Annotated in this window: 12 protein-coding genes; 6 read left to right on the forward strand and 6 right to left on the reverse strand. The window is 61.6% G+C overall.

What is annotated here, in order from left to right; translation table 11 throughout:
• Nucleotides 1-91 precede the first annotated feature (91 nt).
• Nucleotides 92-853, forward strand: coding sequence for an HTH-type transcriptional regulator GlpR (gene glpR / locus NO877_RS07455; protein ID WP_256395692.1), 762 nt, complete (start codon nt 92-94; stop codon nt 851-853).
• Nucleotides 854-992: 139 nt separating this feature from the next.
• On the opposite strand, the gene NO877_RS07460 is transcribed toward glpR, so the two are convergent.
• Together NO877_RS07460 and pdxA are read right to left on the reverse strand one after the other, a co-directional pair.
• Nucleotides 993-2,501, reverse strand: coding sequence for an FGGY-family carbohydrate kinase (locus NO877_RS07460; RefSeq protein WP_256395693.1), 1,509 nt, complete (start codon nt 2,499-2,501; stop codon nt 993-995).
• 104 nt (nt 2,502-2,605) lie between these two features.
• A complete protein-coding gene (gene pdxA / locus NO877_RS07465; protein ID WP_256395694.1) occupies nt 2,606-3,577 on the reverse strand; it encodes a 4-hydroxythreonine-4-phosphate dehydrogenase PdxA in 972 nt (323 codons plus the stop codon).
• A 640-nt stretch (nt 3,578-4,217) separates the two neighbouring features.
• On the opposite strand from pdxA, the gene NO877_RS07470 reads away from it, so the two are divergent.
• Entirely contained in the window at nt 4,218-4,871 is a 654-nt protein-coding gene (locus tag NO877_RS07470) for a class II aldolase/adducin family protein (RefSeq protein ID WP_256395695.1), read from the forward strand.
• Between the two features lie 405 nt (nt 4,872-5,276).
• On the opposite strand, the gene NO877_RS07475 is transcribed toward NO877_RS07470, so the two are convergent.
• A complete protein-coding gene (locus tag NO877_RS07475) occupies nt 5,277-6,620 on the reverse strand; it encodes a class II aldolase/adducin family protein (RefSeq protein WP_256395696.1) in 1,344 nt (447 codons plus the stop codon).
• A 164-nt stretch (nt 6,621-6,784) separates the two neighbouring features.
• On the opposite strand from NO877_RS07475, the gene NO877_RS07480 reads away from it, so the two are divergent.
• The 4 genes from NO877_RS07480 (at nt 6,785) to NO877_RS07495 (ending at nt 12,236) form a co-directional block, all read left to right on the forward strand.
• The gene (locus tag NO877_RS07480) at nt 6,785-8,320 is read left to right on the forward strand and encodes an FGGY-family carbohydrate kinase (RefSeq protein ID WP_256395697.1); all 1,536 of its coding nucleotides are present in this window, start codon (nt 6,785-6,787) and stop codon (nt 8,318-8,320) included.
• 140 nt (nt 8,321-8,460) lie between these two features.
• Nucleotides 8,461-9,609: a galactonate dehydratase gene (dgoD, locus tag NO877_RS07485; RefSeq protein ID WP_256395698.1), complete on the forward strand. Its 1,149-nt coding sequence runs from the start codon at nt 8,461-8,463 to the stop codon at nt 9,607-9,609.
• A 60-nt stretch (nt 9,610-9,669) separates the two neighbouring features.
• Entirely contained in the window at nt 9,670-10,452 is a 783-nt protein-coding gene (locus NO877_RS07490; protein WP_256395699.1) for an IclR family transcriptional regulator, read from the forward strand.
• A gap of 602 nt (nt 10,453-11,054) precedes the next feature.
• Nucleotides 11,055-12,236 carry an MFS transporter gene (locus tag NO877_RS07495; protein WP_256395700.1) on the forward strand — a complete coding sequence of 394 codons (1,182 nt, stop codon included), beginning with the start codon at nt 11,055-11,057 and terminating at the stop codon, nt 12,234-12,236.
• Nucleotides 12,237-12,259: 23 nt separating this feature from the next.
• On the opposite strand, the gene NO877_RS07500 is transcribed toward NO877_RS07495, so the two are convergent.
• The 3 genes from NO877_RS07500 to NO877_RS07510 all read right to left on the reverse strand — a co-directional run bounded on the left by NO877_RS07500 (nt 12,260) and on the right by NO877_RS07510 (nt 15,588).
• Nucleotides 12,260-12,700, reverse strand: coding sequence for a metal-dependent transcriptional regulator (locus tag NO877_RS07500; protein ID WP_256395701.1), 441 nt, complete (start codon nt 12,698-12,700; stop codon nt 12,260-12,262).
• A complete protein-coding gene (locus NO877_RS07505; RefSeq protein WP_256395702.1) occupies nt 12,697-13,194 on the reverse strand; it encodes a ferritin-like domain-containing protein in 498 nt (165 codons plus the stop codon). The genes NO877_RS07500 and NO877_RS07505 overlap by 4 nt, the downstream gene beginning before the upstream one ends.
• Nucleotides 13,195-13,287: 93 nt before the next feature.
• Nucleotides 13,288-15,588, reverse strand: coding sequence for an amino acid permease (locus NO877_RS07510; RefSeq protein WP_256395703.1), 2,301 nt, complete (start codon nt 15,586-15,588; stop codon nt 13,288-13,290).
• Between the last annotated feature and the right edge of the window lie 17 nt (nt 15,589-15,605).

Consider the following 15,605-nt stretch of genomic DNA (forward strand, 5'->3'; position numbering starts at 1 on the left):
AGTAACGCATACCAACCTCGCGCGGCACTGGATTTGTTCGTGTCTCTGAGAGTCAAGAAAACGTTATTCCGGCCGACTTCGATATGTCGCTATGCTCCCGCTCGAACGAAGACAGGAGATCGTTAATTTGGTCAACGATAGTCAGGGCTGTTCGGTCGAGGAACTCGCCTCGGAGTTCGGCGTCTCGGAGACGACGATCCGCCGTGATCTCCAGGAACTCAGCGAGCAGAACCTCATCGAGCGAACCCGCGGGGGTGCGATGCCGACGGTCAGCCGTGGCAAGGACTACGACAACCGGAAGATCCACAACCTCGAAGCGAAAGCCGCCATCGGAGCCCGGGCCGTCGAAGAGATCCACCAAGAGGAGATCGTCATCTTCGACTGCGGGACGACGACGTTCGAAATCGCAAAACAGGTCTCCACGGACCAGTCGTTCGTGCCGATGACGCCGATGCCGCTGATCGGGCGGGAGCTCGCCCAAAAGGGGTTCGAAACCCACGTCACCGGCGGGCTGTACCGTCCGGAAAACTACACGGCAGTCGGGCCGTGGGCCGAGAAGTTCATCCAACAGACCAACGCCGACCTCTTTTTCCTCGGGACCGACGGGATCGACACCGACGGGCTCACGGCTCGAAACGTCCACCAACACCGGCTCAAGGAGCTCATGATCGAAAACGCGAAGCGGACCGTACTCGTCTCGGATCACACGAAGTTCGGTGACAACCATACGTTCCGCTTCGCCGAGCTCGACGCCGTCGACCTGTTTATAACGGATCGGGAGATTCCGGTGGATATCCGAGAAGCGTTTCGCTCCGCGGGCGTCGATCTCGTCGAAAACACTGATTCGGGCTAATTCGTCGAAAACACTGATTCGGGCTAATTTCCGCGGAGAACTGCTGTGTGACCGAAGAGCCGAATCACACAGCAGGTGCTACCCACACGCAGGCAGCCTTCGACTGCGTGATGACGATGTTCAGCTTCGGTGTGGTGGGCTATCGGGTACTCGTTCGGAGCGCCTCGTGTTCGTCCCAGGCGTCTTCCATCAGTACGGTGAGCTCCCGGAACGTCTCGTATTTCCGACCGAGATCCGTCTCGTTTGGCCGGTACTCCTCGGCGATCTCGACGTAGTCGGCGGTCTCTTCGAGGTCGTCGATCTCGCCGACGGCGATCGCCGCGAGCATGGCTGCACCGAAGCAGCCGGACTCTTCTTTGTCGGTGATCGTGATCGGCATCTCCAGGACGTCGGCGAACAGCTGCGACCAGAACTCGCTGCGGGCCGCCCCGCCGGTAAAGCGGATCTCATCGACGCCGAAGGCCTCGTCGTACTGCTCGATCTGCCAGCGGTGAACGAAGGCGATCCCCTCGTAGACCGCCCGGAGCATCTCCAGTCGGCCATCGGTCGCCGACAGCCCGGTGAAGCTCCCCGACGCGTTTTCCTGGTACATATAGCCGTAGGGGTTCCCGAAGAGGAACGGATGGAAGACGGCGTTGGTCTCGACGTCCTCGATCTGTTCCTCGATAATATCCCAGACCTCCATATCCTCGGCGTCGGCCTGCTGTTGTTCCGACTCGAAGAACTCGTCGACGAACCAGTCCGAGGAGATGGTGCCGGTCGGTTGGGCGATCTCCAACATCCACGTCCCGCGTTCGAGGAAGTTCTCACAACACCACGTATCGAGTTCAACCGAGGGCTCGTCGAGGACTTTCGTGCTGAGCGACCACGTGCCACCGGCGGTCGTGACGATATCACGGTCGATGGCACCGACACCCAGCGAGTTGACACAGGCGTCGTGGGCACCGGCGACCACGGGCGTGCCTTCGCTGATTCCCGTTTTCTCCTGGACTTCCTGGGTGGTGTAGCCGGCGATCTCGTGGCTCGATCCCTTCAGTTCGGGCAGTGCGTCGAAGGCGTCCGGCACGCCAGCGAGGTCAAAGATCTCCTCGTCGTAGTCCTGGGTCTGGTGGTGGGTGAAGCTGAACGTCGCATCGCTGATCTCGAGGGCGAGCTCGCCGGTGAGCTTGTACCGCATGACGTCCTTGAGATTCAGGATGTGTTCGATCCGTTCGTAGCGCTCGGGTTCGTTTTCTTTCAGCCAGCGCAGCGAGAGGATCGCCGCCCCCGGCGGCACCGGAATCCCCGTCTTTTCGGAGATCGCAGTGTAGGTGCCATCTGATTTCCACTCCTGGATGATCCCCATCGCCCGTTCGTCGAGCAGCGGGATGCCGTTCATAAACGGCTCCCTGTTTTCATCGAGCGGATACAGCCCACCGCCGCCACCGCCCAGACCGATCCCCTCGACGGGTTCGTCGCCGGTCTGCGAGCGGAGTTCGCTGAGACACTCCAAGAGGAGATCCCACCGCTCGCCGATGGGGATCTCGTGGCGGTCTTCGCTCGTCGTTACCATTCCGGCCTCGATACCGTGTTTGCCGATCGTGTTCCACTCGGAGTCGAACGCGACGGCTTTCAGATTCGTGTGTCCGACGTCAATGCCGATAAACATGGGTAGCCTCCTGTTGTGGCTGGTGAACCATACTGTGTGTATTTATAATCATTATATATTAACTTTACTGTCGTTGGTTGGCACGTTGGTCTGTGAGTACATGGTTATTGGGCAGCAATCGCAGCCTGTGTGGCCGCGTTGAGCGCATCGAGCATGCTGTCGGGATCGGCGATTCCCGTTCCGGCGATGTCGAAGGCCGTTCCGTGCATCGTACTCGTCCGGATGATCGGGAGGCCGATGGTCATGTTGACACCGGCGGTGCCACCGCTTTCGAGCAGGCCGTGGACGTAGACCGGAATGTGTCCCTGGTCGTGGTACATGGCGACGACGCCATCACAGCGTCCGACCGCCGCCTGATTGAACAGGTTGTCCGGCGCGTGGGGTCCCGTCGCGTCGATCCCCTCCTCGACGGCCTGCTCGACTGCGGGTTCGATCTCCTCGATATCCCGCGTGCCGAGGACGCCGCCTTCGCCCGCGTGGGGGTTGAGTCCGGCAACCGCGATGTTCGGATCCTCGATACCGAGATCGCGGAGTCCATCCGCGGTTACTCTGATCGTGTCCAGGACGTTTTCGGTTGTTACCGTCTCGATGGCCTCTTCGAGCGGGACGTGTACCGAGACGTGGGTTACCCGAATGTCTTTCTGGATCAGCAGCATCGAGTAGTTCTCCGTCCCAGTTCGATCCGCCAGCAGGTTGGTGTGGCCCTTGTAGTCGCTGCCAGCGAGCTCCATCGCCTTCTTGTTGAGCGGGGCGTTGCACATCGCATCGATGGTGCCCTCCATGGCGAGATCGATTGCGGTTTCGAGGTAGTCGATGCCAGCCTGTCCGTACTCGGCGCGTGTCTCGCCGCGGACGACCTCGTCGACGTTGTCGAAGTCGACGACATCGAGGACGTCGCGGTCGGCGGCAGCGTCTTCGACCGAGGCCACCTCGCGGAGTTCGATGTCGACGTCACAGGCCGCTAGAGCGTCTTCCATGACGTCCATATCACCGAGGACGGCATACCGGGCGTCCGCACTGAGCTGGGGATACGATTTAACGATGATTTCGCTTCCGATACCTGCAGGGTCACCCATAGTGATACCTATGGTTGGCAGTCGATCTGACATCGGTTCCGGATTATAGTTTCGTATATTTATAAATTGCCCAATTCAGGTGTCATCTCACGAGCGGCGAACCGCTTCGATCTACCGAAACGCAGCAGCGACCGAAACGCCGTTTTCACGCGTTTTGAGTGCTATTTGGCGGGAATCCTACTATCGAGACACAGCACACAGTATTCCCAGACTGTGGAGCTTCTCGTATATTTCTACACTATTAAAGTAAATATAATTTATAGTAACCAGTAATAATCGTCCACGCCTGCCGCCATACCATTACAGAAATATGTATGTAATAGTTTGCGTAGATACTTCCGGAAACATCGGCCTCGGAGGCCAGAACAAATCGTTGCCGCGCCGTATTCAACATTATTGTTAATGTTGGTCACATCATATCTGTGTTAAAGAGCATAAAATTATACCTCATACACCAACAAAATTCTCTCCCGAATTCGGTTGTTAGTGGGTCTGCGGGGTGATTCCAGGCAGCTCGCGTTCTAGCCGCTGGAGTAACTATTAAATATGTGTGATCTAAACTGATAGCTGCGTTCGATCGTATCCAAACGAGTGCGTGCAGCGGAAGCGACTGTTGCACGAGACGGAGAGACAGCAATCAATGACACAAGACCTCACACTACAGGAAGAACGGACCGCAGTAAGTGACCTCGGTCGACAGATGCTCGACCAGGGACTGACGACCGGTACAGGCGGCAACATCAGCGCGCGTAACGGTGATCGAGTCGCGATCAGCCCCTCGGGAATGCCCTACGACGAGATCGACCCCGAAGACGTCCCGATCGTCGATCTCAACGGGAACCATCTCGAAGGCGACCGCAAGCCATCCAGCGAGTTCCGAATGCACACCGACGTCATCCGCGAACGCGACGATGTCGGCGGTGTCGTTCACACCCACTCGCCGTACGCCAGCACGTTCGCCAGCCTCGGTGAGCCGATTCCGGCCTCGCACTATCTGATCGCGTTTATCGGCAACAAAATCCCAGTGGCACCCTACGAGACGTATGGCACCGCCGAGCTCGCCGAGGCCGCCCTCGACGCCCTCGGCGAGGAGTACAACGCCTGTCTGCTGGAACAACACGGTGTGCTGGCGGTCGGGGATTCGGTCGAAGCGGCCTTCGAGGTCGCGCTGATGGTCGAATACTGCGCCCGCATCCACTATCAGGCAGTGAGTATCGGTGAGCCGAATATCGTCCCCGACGAGGAGATCGAGACGCTGCTCGACCGCTTCGAGGACTACGGCCAGGACCACTAACTCGACGCCCAACTGTCGAGATCCCGCCGCGTGACGCCTGCGTCCGAGCGGTACACTAACCACACACCCACCACACTCTGTTCGATATTACCGAACAGAGTCGCCTTTTGTTTCTGCTGCTACTGTCCAAGCCACCTCACAGAACGGACCGACGGGGTAGTGCTCCCGGTCGAGTCGTACCGAATTGACGAGCGACCGAGGGTCAGTGTTCGCTATATGCGAACAACCATGCCCCGATACAGCGAGCTTCAGTCGACGATCCCAGCGACAGGATCGCAAGCCACGACCCGTGGGGTCCGATCCATCCGGCGTACGTTGGCCCGCAACCGAAGCATCCACCGGACTGTTCGCTATCGACACCGCACTCGTCGTTTCGAAGCCGTACTCGGCTCGTACGCTGGTCGATCAGTGGTCCTGACCGTAATCGGCGAACCGCTCCAGGAGGGTGTCGATTTCGGCGTCGGCGAGCAGATTGGGCTCGCCGATGTTGCGCGCCTGGTAGTGGATTCTCGCGCAGTATTCGACCATCAGTGCCACCTCAAAGGCTTCCTCGACGCTGTCGCCGACCGCCAGCACGCCGTGGTTCTCTAAGAGGCAAGCGTTGTACTCTTCGCCGAGGGCGTCGAGGGCGACCTCGGCGAGTTCGGCCGTCCCGTAGGTCTCGTAGGGGGCGACCGGGATCTGATCGCCCGCGAAGGCGATGAGGTAGTGGGAGGCCTCGATGGGCTCGTTGAGGCTGGCGAAGGCGCTGGCATAGGGCGAATGGTTGTGGACGACCGCGCCCACGTCCTCGCGCTCCCGGAGGATGTCGGTGTGCATCCGGAACTCGCTGGAGGGGTCCCGTTTCCCGGCGACGTGTTCGCCGTTGAGGTCGACGACAGACACGTCCTCGGTCTCGATTTCGTCGTAGGGCATTCCCGAGGGGCTGATCGCCACGAGATCGCCGTTCTGGGAGCTGATGTTGCCCCCGGTGCCCTCGGTGAGGCCTTGGTGGAGCATCTTCCGGCCGAACTCGCTGACGGCCTTGCGGTTGGCCCGCAGCTCGGTGAGTCGGTCGGCCGACACGCTCACACCGGAATCCGGCTCGGCTCCCTCGTCGTCGGCCGACTGGGTTTGGCCGTAGTCGGCGAAGCGCTCCAGGAGGGTGTCGATTTCGGCGTCGTCTAAGAGACTCGGCTCGCCGATCGACAGGGCGTGGTAGTGGATGCGGGCGCAGTATTCGACCATCAGCGCGACCTCGTAGGCCGCCTCCGCGGTCGCGCCCGTCGCCAGGACGCCGTGGTTCTCTAAGAGACAGGCGTTGTACTCCTCGCCGAGGGCATCGAGGGCGACCTCGGCGAGTTCGGCCGTCCCGTAGGTTTCGTAGGGGGCAACCGGGATCTCGTCGCCGATAAAGGCGATGAGGTAATGAGAGGGGCCGACCGCCTCGCCGATGCTGGCGAAGGTGCTGGCATACGGCGAGTGAGTGTGGACGACCGCGCCCACGTCCTCGCGCTCCCGGAGAACGTCGGTGTGCATCCGGAACTCGCTGGAGGGTTTGCGGTCGCCTTCGAGCTGCGTGCCGTCGACGTCGACGATCGCCACGTCCTCGGGCTCGATTTCGTCGTAGGCCATTCCAGAGGGGCTGATCGCCACGTTCCCGTCGTCGGTTTTCACACTAATATTTCCGCCAGTACCTTTGGTGAGGCCGTCGGCGAGCATTCGGCGGCCGAGCTCACTGACTACCTGCTGGGCAGATGGGTCTGTCATGATCCGTACTCCCTCATTTGCGGAGGGGGGTGATTAATCTATGCCGTCACCGATTGTCACACTCACCGGAACTCGGCCGGGATTGACAACCGACCTACAAATGATAGCTACAGGACAGTAACCATGTATAGTTATATATCAGGGTTGATCATTGCTAACTGAGCATGAGCCGAGTACTCATCGGTGTCGACGCAGGCACCTCTAACCTCAAAGCCGCAGCGTTCGATCTCGATGGCGAGCAGATCGAGGTCGCAACAATCGAAAACCCGGTCGAAACGCCCCAGTCAGGGTGGCAGGTGCAGAACATGACCACCAACTGGAAGAAGACCGCCACCGTCATCAGCGAGGTCGTCGAGGACCTCGGGGATCACCACGAAATTCTCGGCATCGGGATCACGGGCCAGGGCGACGGCTGCTGGCTCATCGACGAAGACGGCGATCCGGTCCGCGATGCGATCCTCTGGTCTGACGGTCGGGCCTCCGAGATCGTCGACGACTGGGTCGACAACGGGAAGGCCGACGTGATCCGGGAGGCTACTGGCACCGACATCTTCCCCGGCGTCACGCTGCCGATCATGCAGTGGCTGGTCGAAAACGAGCCCGAAACCCTCGAAGAAGCTGATACGGTCTTTTACTGTAAGGACTGGCTGAAATTCAAACTCACCGGCGAGCGGACGATGGACTACAGCGACGCGACCCTGCCGTTCCTGGATATCGAGTCCCGGGAGTACTCCGATGAAGTCCAGGAACTGGTCGACTTCGACGGCGTCGACGATCTCCTCCCGCGGCTCGCGCCGCCGACCGAGATCATCGGCGAGGTGACCGGCGATGCCGCGGTCGAAACCGGACTCCCCGAAGGCACACCCGTTATTTCAGGTGTCTTCGACATCCCGGCCAACGCCATCGGCAGCGGCGCGGTCCGGCCCGGCGAGAGTTCCTCTATCGTGGGGACGACCTCGCTGAACCAGACCGTGCTAACCGAGCCGCCCGAGGAGCTACTGGGTCGGGGCTTTACGCTCGCGGTCGACGAGGGGTTCTACCTCCGATCGATGGCGTCGATGGCGGGCACACCCAACATCGACTGGTCCTACGAGAACATCGCCAACAACCGGGAGTTCGCCGATGTCGAAAGCGAGATCGAGGAGCTCCCTGTCGGCTCCGAGGGACTGCTGTATCACCCCTACCTGAGCTCCTCGGGCGAGCGAAACCCGTTCCTCAAGACGAGCGCCCGCGCCCAGTTCATCGGGCTGTCGCCGGAACACGGCCAGAAACACATGATGCGGGCGATCTACGAGGGCGTCGCCCTGGCGATGCGTGACTCCTTCGAACACATCCAAGTCGAGTCCGACCGGATCATGATCGCCGGCGGCGGCTCCCGCTCCGACTTTTGGTGTCAGATGTTCGCCGACTGTCTTGACGCCCCCATCGTCCTCCCGGAGGGCGACGAACTCGGCGCGAAAGGTGCGGCCCTCCTAACGGGGGTCGCCCTCGGCGAGTACGACGACCTCGAAGCGGCGGTCGACCGAACCGTTCGGACCACCGACCGCTTCGAGCCCGACCCGCAAAAAGTCCCCAAATACGACGAGTGGTACGAGTTCTACCACGACGCCTACCGGGCGATGTTCGACGTCTGGGACGACCGCGTCGAAACGCTCGAACGGCTCAAAGACAAACAAAGTACGACGCCAGCAGCGCAGTGAGCAGACGGGCAACATAGAGGCACCCTATCGACCAAGACAGCTCCCGACCAGCCGAGTACGCTCGACGACCGCCGCCGGGCACGGGCTCGTCGACGCTCAGCGGGCACAACCTATTTCATCGGGACTTTCGTTGTCGCTGTATGGAAATCACCGGCTACGAACTGTTCGCCGTGCCGCCACGGTGGCTCTTTCTCAAACTCGAAACCGACACCGGGATCTGCGGCTGGGGCGAACCCATCGTCGAAGGCCACACGAAGACGACCCGCGCGGCCGTCGAGGAGATCCTGGACAACTACCTGATCGGCAAAGATCCCCTGGAGATCGAGCGCCACTGGCAGGCGATGTATCGGGGTCGACACTTCCGCGGCGGCCCGATTCTGATGAGCGCCATCGGCGGCATCGACCAGGCGCTGTGGGATATCAAGGGCAAACGGTACGACGCGCCGGTGTACGAACTGCTCGGCGGGCGGGCCCGCGACCGAATCCGGACCTACCAGTGGATCGGCGGTGACACGCCCGAAGAGATCGCCGATGCGGCCGAAGCCGCCGTCGACAACGGCTACAAAACGCTGAAACTCTCGGTCTCACAGTTCCGCCGGATCGACTCCCCGGCTGCAGTCACCCACGCCCGCGACCGGCTCGCGGCGGTTCGAGAGCGGGTCGGCGACGGGATCGACGTTGGCGTCGACTTCCGTGGCCGGGTCACCAAGTCGATGGCTCCATCGCTCGCCGAGAAACTGGCTCCCCTCGATCCGATGTTCTACGAGGAGCCCGTCCTCTCGGAGCACGCCGATTCTCTCGGCGACATTGCGGCCCACACGACCGTGCCGCTGGCGATCGGCCAGCGGCTCTACTCGCGGTGGGATGTCGCGCCCCTGATCGAAGACAGGGCGGTCGACGTCCTCCAGCCGTCGCCCTCACACGCGGGCGGCATCTCGGAGGTCCGCAAGATCGCCACCAGCGCCGAGGCCGCCGATATCCTCGTCTCGCTGCACTGTCCGCTCGGGCCGATCTCGCTTGCGGCCTGCCTCCAACTCGATATGGCGATCCCGAACGCGATCGTCCAGGCCCAGAGTCTCGATCTCCACCAACCCCAAGAGAACGATCTCCTGGCGTATCTCGACGATCCGACGGTGTTCGGCTTCGCCGACGGCTACCTCACTGCGCCCGACGCTCCCGGCCTCGGAATCGAGGTCGACGAGTCGGTCGTCCGCGAGCAGGCCCAGTCGGATATCAACTGGCAGAACCCGATCTGGTACCACGACGACGGCAGCATCGCCGAGTGGTAGTATATAAATGCGTTCGGTATTGGTGAACACATTTATATACTGATCCGAAACAGATAGCGTATGGTAGACGTCTCGGAGTTCCCAGTGACGGCGACAGGGACCAGCGTGCAGATCCTCGAAACGCTCATCGAACGCAACGGAGCGGGTGTGACCGAAATCGCGGACGTCCTGGACCGCTCGAAGAGTTCGGTACATAATCACCTGGAGACACTCACCGGCCTCGGATTCGTTATCAAAGACGGCTACGACTACCGCGTCAGCCTTCGGTTCCTGACGATCGGCTCGTATGCACGCTCGCAGTATCCGCTGTACGCAGCCGGGGTGAGCGAGGTCGCCCAACTGTCGACCGCTTCGGGCTGTTCGGCCGGGTTAGCGGTCCTCGAAGGCGACAGTGTGGTCTGTCTGCATCACCGGCTTGGCCCGGATACTGATACCCCGCGGGTCGAGGCGGGCGACCGGCTGCCGCTGGACTGTACGGCCGCCGGAAAGGCGATCCTCGCGGCGCTCGGCGAAGCGCGCCGCGACGAGCTGCTGGCGGGGCATACCTTCGACAGCGGCACCGGCCAGTCCCATTCGAGCCGGTCGGAACTCGACGCCGAACTCGGGACCGTCCGGACCCGCGGCCTCGCCGTCGACCGCGAGGAGTGGTATCCCGATCAGCGCGGGATCGCGGCCGCTGTCGAAGGTGTCGACGGCGAGCTGCGGGGGGCGATCTATCTGCTGACCGCCACCGAAGGTCTCTCCGGCAAGCGGTTCCAACAGGATCTGCCCGGACTCGTCATCAGTTCGGCCAATAGCATCCGGAACACGCTTCGAGAATCCGAAACAGGATGCCGAGAGTGACGCACTGTTCGGAATAAGCGAACATAAGTGTGATTGGGAGCCGCAATCAGTCAGTCATATATAAGTAATCGCTGTATAACAGGATTAATTATTTTGTATTGTTCGTTATTACTGAACGCAGTGAGAGCTCCCGCACGGGACCCGGTCGACATATATTACAACAATATGCTTGTAATGGTTGGGGGTGGCTGCCCGAACTGCAACCAGGGGACGAGATCCGGATCAATACTAACTTATTTTGATGTATATTATTTTCTACCAGATTTTATATCTGTTACGGATGTGAGGTTCTCGTCGGGATCGATCGAAGTCGACCGTCGGTTTCCGTCCTCTATCCAGCCAATTTAGATGGTATATTACCAATGCCGTCCAAAAGTGGCTTTTTTCTACAGATTGTATCAGCAGCCGTGCTATTGCTTGCCGATCGCTGCTCCGCCGACGATCAGGTTCGGCATGATAGCGAACCGTCCATCAGCTCAAACTACCAAAATACATACTATAAAATAAAACTGGTATTTGTGTGGCCCCCCGGATGCGATTGGATATCGGAGTGCGACGAGGAAACCACAACCGTGTTGATGGGGCCACAGAGAGGATGTATTATGTCGACTTCACGGACGCGCGCAACGCTGTGGGTGATCCTGGCGTCGGCGACGCTGACGGTGATGGCGGGGGCGATCCTCGGGCCGATCGTCCCGGCGATCCAGTCGAGTCTCGGGGTATCGGAGTCCCGTGCCGGACTCATCATCACCACCCACGGCGCGCTGATCGTCCTCGTGAGCCCGTTTGCGGGCGCGCTGATCGACCGGGTCGGCCCGCGCCGACCCTTCATCGCGGGCCTGCTGCTGTATGCGATTGGCGGCGGGGCGGGGTTGGGGATCGATTCGTTTTGGCCGCTGCTTGCCTCGCGGGCCGTCCTCGGCGTGGGCGTCGCCTTCGTCTACACCGGGATTACGGTCCTGATCTACGAACTTTATGAGGGCCAGCGGATGGACCGCGCCCTTGGGTTGCGGAGCAGCGCCAACAGCGTCGGCGCGGTGATCTGGCCGCTGGTTGGCGGCGCGCTCGGCACGCTCTCGTGGCAGGCTCCCTTCGGCGTCTACCTGATCGCCCTGCCGCTGGGCCTGCTGGCGATTCTAACGGTTCCCGAAACGGGTGGCCGGTCGGATAGCGATGGCGGGACCACCGACTCGGAGACGGGGCTCGCCGGAGTCGTCGGTGTGTTCCGCCGTCGACCGATGCTCCTCGGCGTCTATCTGCTCTACTTCGGAGCAAACACGCTGCTGTACACCATCGTCGTCTTCTATCCGCAACTGCTCGAAGGCGTCGGGGTTACCTCCTCGTTTTCGATCAGCCTCTATCTCGCCGCCAACGGATTGGCAGGCGGCGTCTCGGCGGCGCTCTACGACCGGCTCATCGCCCGGACGAGCCGACCCGTTCTCGTCACTGTGGCGCTCGTGCTGTGGGGCATCGCATTCGCCGGCGCGACGCTGGTCGACTCGCCTCTGTCGGCGGTTCCCCCAGTGGTCGCCTTTGGCCTCGGGTTGGGCCTCGTGTTCCCCTCGGCGTTCGGCTGGATCGAGGCGCTCGCGCCGGTCGACCGACAGGGTCAGTTCAGCTCCTATCTCGCCTCCGCGGGATATACGGGCCAGTTCATCTCTCCCGTGGTGTTCGGTCCTCTCGTCCCCGCCTTCGGGGTGCGTGGCGTCTTCGGCGCGGCGGCTCTCGTCTCGGTCGGAGGGCTCCTGGTGGTTGGAATACTCGGGCGCAGTCGGGCGGCGTGAGGAAAAAAGGAGGCGACAGCCGGTCAGTCGGCGGGCTGTTCGGCTTCGAGTTCGACATCCAGACAGCTGCAGGCGTCGAGTTCGGGGTCGAAACAGTCGGGGCACTCGGGTTTGCGGTCGATGATCGTATCCAGCCGTTCGGCGACCGTGCCGTCGATCACGCTCTCTAGCTCGCGGGCCTCCTCGCGGAAGTTCTCGACACCGAGGACATTGACGAGGAAGCGCTCGATGATACAGTAGGTCTGGAGCGCATCCCGCGCGCGAACGATGCCGTCGTCGGTGAGGCTGACGCCCTTGTACTTCTCGTGTTCGGCCAGCCCGCGGTCTTCGAGTTTGCCGATCATTTCGTTGGCGCTGGCGGGGCTGACATCGAGCATATCGGCCACGCGGCCGGTGGCTGCGGGATTGTTGTCCTGCTGTTGGATCAGATAAATAGCTTTGAGATACTGGTTGGCCGTGTTCATTCGCGTTCCTCCATGATTTGTGTTACTTCCTCGACGCCGTCTCGCTCCTCTTCTCGCAGGCCGCGCAGTACCTCCAGGAGGCGCTGGCGGTCGACGGAGAATTCGGCGTCGCTGGCTTCGATCGCCTCGATCAGATCGTCGTAAAACTTGTAGGCGGTTTCCTCGTTACACAGCTGATCGTACAGCACGCCGTCGAAATCCTCGGGTTTGGTCTGGCCGTAGCGGGCCTCGACCAGCGTTTCGATCTCGTCGAAGGGGACGCTGTCGACGGTCAACCCTTCGATGAGCGCTTCGAGTCGCTTGCGGTGGTCGGCGGACTCCGTGGCCGCGCCCTCTAGGAGCGCTTCGATCTCCGCGTCGAGCGTGCGGTCTTCCTCGGCGAGTGACTGATAATGGCGGGAGGCACGGGCCTCGACGACCTCTTCGAGGACGATCCCGATCTGGAGCAGCCGGGCCAGTTGGCGGTCCGACCCCACCTGTTGACCGAGGCTCACTGGCCGCCCCCGTTCGATACGACTGTAGTCATGGGTACCTCTCTGTGCGTCGGGGACTTACGGTTTTCCCTCGGAGTCGATGGGCCGCCGACCTTACCGGCCGAACAGCCGGTCGATCAGCGACCGCTCCTGTGGCCGTTCGGCCAGCAGTACCGATGAATCGACGTCGTTGAGCACGTCGAAGGCCAGCGAGCCGCGAACCAGCCGCGAGAGCAGCCCCTCGCGGGTCGCGCCGATGATCACCATCGAGTGGTCGGTGGCATGGTGAGCGATCGCACCCTCGACGTCGCCGGAGGTGTCCACAGTCAGGTTGGCCGCATCAAGCCCGCGGTCGGCGGCCCACTCTTCGAGGAACGCCTCGCCGTCGGCCTGCTCGGATTCGTCGTCGGCGACGTACAGCAGCGAGACATTCGACCCTTCGTTGAGGAGGATCTCCGCGATTTCTGCACTGAGATCCGAACTGTAGCCACCTGCCGTCGGCACCAGCACGTCCGAGAGGTCGAACCCGCGGTCCTTCATCACGAGGAAGTCACACGGGAGGTCGCTGGTCAGTTCATCCAGCGGACTCTCGACGCGACCGGCCGACAGCGCCGAGTCGCTACCACCCCACCCCATCACGACCAGATCCGCGTTGTCCGTTTTCGCGGCGTCGAAGACTTCCTCGAAGGAGCGATGCGAGAGGATCGTCTTCGTCTCGACGGGCGCGCCGAACGTTTCGGCGTCCTCGCGGGCGGCCTCCAGGAGCTTCTCGGATTCGGCATCGATCCGGTCGACGTGTTCGGAGCCCGCATACAGCGGCGTCTGATCGGGCACCTGGACGATATGCGTGGCGACGACAGTGCCGCCTTTCGCCTTGGCGATCAGGCTCCCGAGTTCGATCAGGTCTCGCTCGGTTCGAGGGTTCGACAGCGGCACCATCACACGGTACTCGCCGCCGTCGGGTTTGACCGAGGAGGCCGCAGAGACCGCGGCGTCGGGCATCTCCTCGGACTGCGAGAGGATGTACTCCGAGAGCACCCCCTCGGCGGTCGTCCGCGAGCGGGCGTAGGCGAAATACCAGACGACCGACAGCGCCACGAAGATCCCACAGAGGACGAGCGAACTCCGTGGCCGGATAAAGCCGATCAAGGCGAACGAGAGGACGGCACCGAGAATCGGGACGATCGGGTACAGCGGGACGGTAAACTCCGGCTCGTACTCGTCGGGGTCGGCCTCACGCATCACGACCAGTCCGATGTTCAACAGCCCGTAGACGACCAGATGAAGGACGCTCCCGGCAGTCGCCAGCAGTTCGAGGTTGCCGACGAGGATGAACAACACGATCAGCCCACCGGTGAGCGCGATCGATTTGTACGGCGTACCGAACCGGTCGTGGACCTCGTTGAGTTCCGGCGAGACGATCTTATCGCGGCCCATCGCGAAGTTGATCCGCGACGACGAGAGGATCGAGGCATTGGCCGACGATGCGGTCGCCAACAGCCCGCCGAACAGCAGTGCCAGTGCTCCCAGCGGCCCCATCAGGAGCTGGGCGACATCGACTACTGCGGTATCGTTGCCAGCCACAACCTCGTTCGGCACGGCCGCCAACACCGCCAGCAGCACCAGCGCGTAGATCACCGTCACGATGACGACGCTGCCGACGATGGCGATCGGGAGATTGCGGCCGGGGTCCTGGATCTCCTCGGCGACCGAGGTAATCTGGACGAAACCGAGATAGGAGACGAAGATCAGCCCGGTCAGCGGGAGCAGTGGCGTGTATCCTTCCGGCGCGATCGGTCGCAGCGTTTCGAGATCGGCGTTGAGCACGCCGAACAGCGTGAAGACGGTCAGAATCCCCAGCAGCGTGAAGACGATGATGTTCTGCAGCTTCCCCGTCTCCTTTGCGCCGAAGTAGTTCACCGAAACGAAGAATACGGCCCCCAGCAGGGCGATGATTTTGGCGCTCGACAGCGGGATCGGCGCGAGAAGCGTTCCCGGTACATTGAGAACCGTGATGAGCAGATCGCCGAACGGGGCCGCCTCGAAAATGGAGATGAACAGCGGTTTAAAAGCAATCACGTACTCGCCGAAGCCGAACATATAAAAGGCGGAGGCAAAAGTGAGCCCGATCCAGTTGCCCCACCCCGCGATGGAGCCGAACATCGGTCCGAGCGAGCGGTTGATATAGAAGTATGCGCCGCCCGATTTGGGCATCGCCGTCCCGAGTTCGCTGGCCGACAGCGCGGTAAAGATCGCAATGAAGCCGCCGAGAACGAATGCCCCGGCCGCGAGCGGTCCAGCCTGCTCGACGGCCGCCCCCGGCAGGACGAAGATCCCCGCGCCGATCATCGTCCCGATCCCGATGGTCAGCGCCGAGGTCAGTGTCAGGTCCTTGGCGAGTTCGTCGTCGCTCATGTCGACCCTCCAGTGAA

This window comes from Halohasta litorea, from assembly GCF_024494645.1.
GTDB classification, from domain to species: Archaea; Halobacteriota; Halobacteria; order Halobacteriales; family Haloferacaceae; genus Halohasta; species Halohasta litorea.

Coding starts and splice junctions, on each gene's coding strand:
- NO877_RS07460 (WP_256395693.1), bottom strand. CDS start 2,501: ATGTTTATCGGCATTGACGTCGGACACACGAATCTGAAAGCCGTCGCG.
- NO877_RS07470 (WP_256395695.1), top strand. CDS start 4,218: ATGACACAAGACCTCACACTACAGGAAGAACGGACCGCAGTAAGTGAC.
- NO877_RS07480 (WP_256395697.1), top strand. CDS start 6,785: ATGAGCCGAGTACTCATCGGTGTCGACGCAGGCACCTCTAACCTCAAA.
- NO877_RS07490 (WP_256395699.1), top strand. CDS start 9,670: ATGGTAGACGTCTCGGAGTTCCCAGTGACGGCGACAGGGACCAGCGTG.
- glpR (WP_256395692.1), top strand. CDS start 92: ATGCTCCCGCTCGAACGAAGACAGGAGATCGTTAATTTGGTCAACGAT.
- NO877_RS07500 (WP_256395701.1), bottom strand. CDS start 12,700: ATGAACACGGCCAACCAGTATCTCAAAGCTATTTATCTGATCCAACAG.
- pdxA (WP_256395694.1), bottom strand. CDS start 3,577: ATGGGTGACCCTGCAGGTATCGGAAGCGAAATCATCGTTAAATCGTAT.
- NO877_RS07495 (WP_256395700.1), top strand. CDS start 11,055: ATGTCGACTTCACGGACGCGCGCAACGCTGTGGGTGATCCTGGCGTCG.
- NO877_RS07475 (WP_256395696.1), bottom strand. CDS start 6,620: ATGACAGACCCATCTGCCCAGCAGGTAGTCAGTGAGCTCGGCCGCCGA.
- dgoD (WP_256395698.1), top strand. CDS start 8,461: ATGGAAATCACCGGCTACGAACTGTTCGCCGTGCCGCCACGGTGGCTC.
- NO877_RS07510 (WP_256395703.1), bottom strand. CDS start 15,588: ATGAGCGACGACGAACTCGCCAAGGACCTGACACTGACCTCGGCGCTG.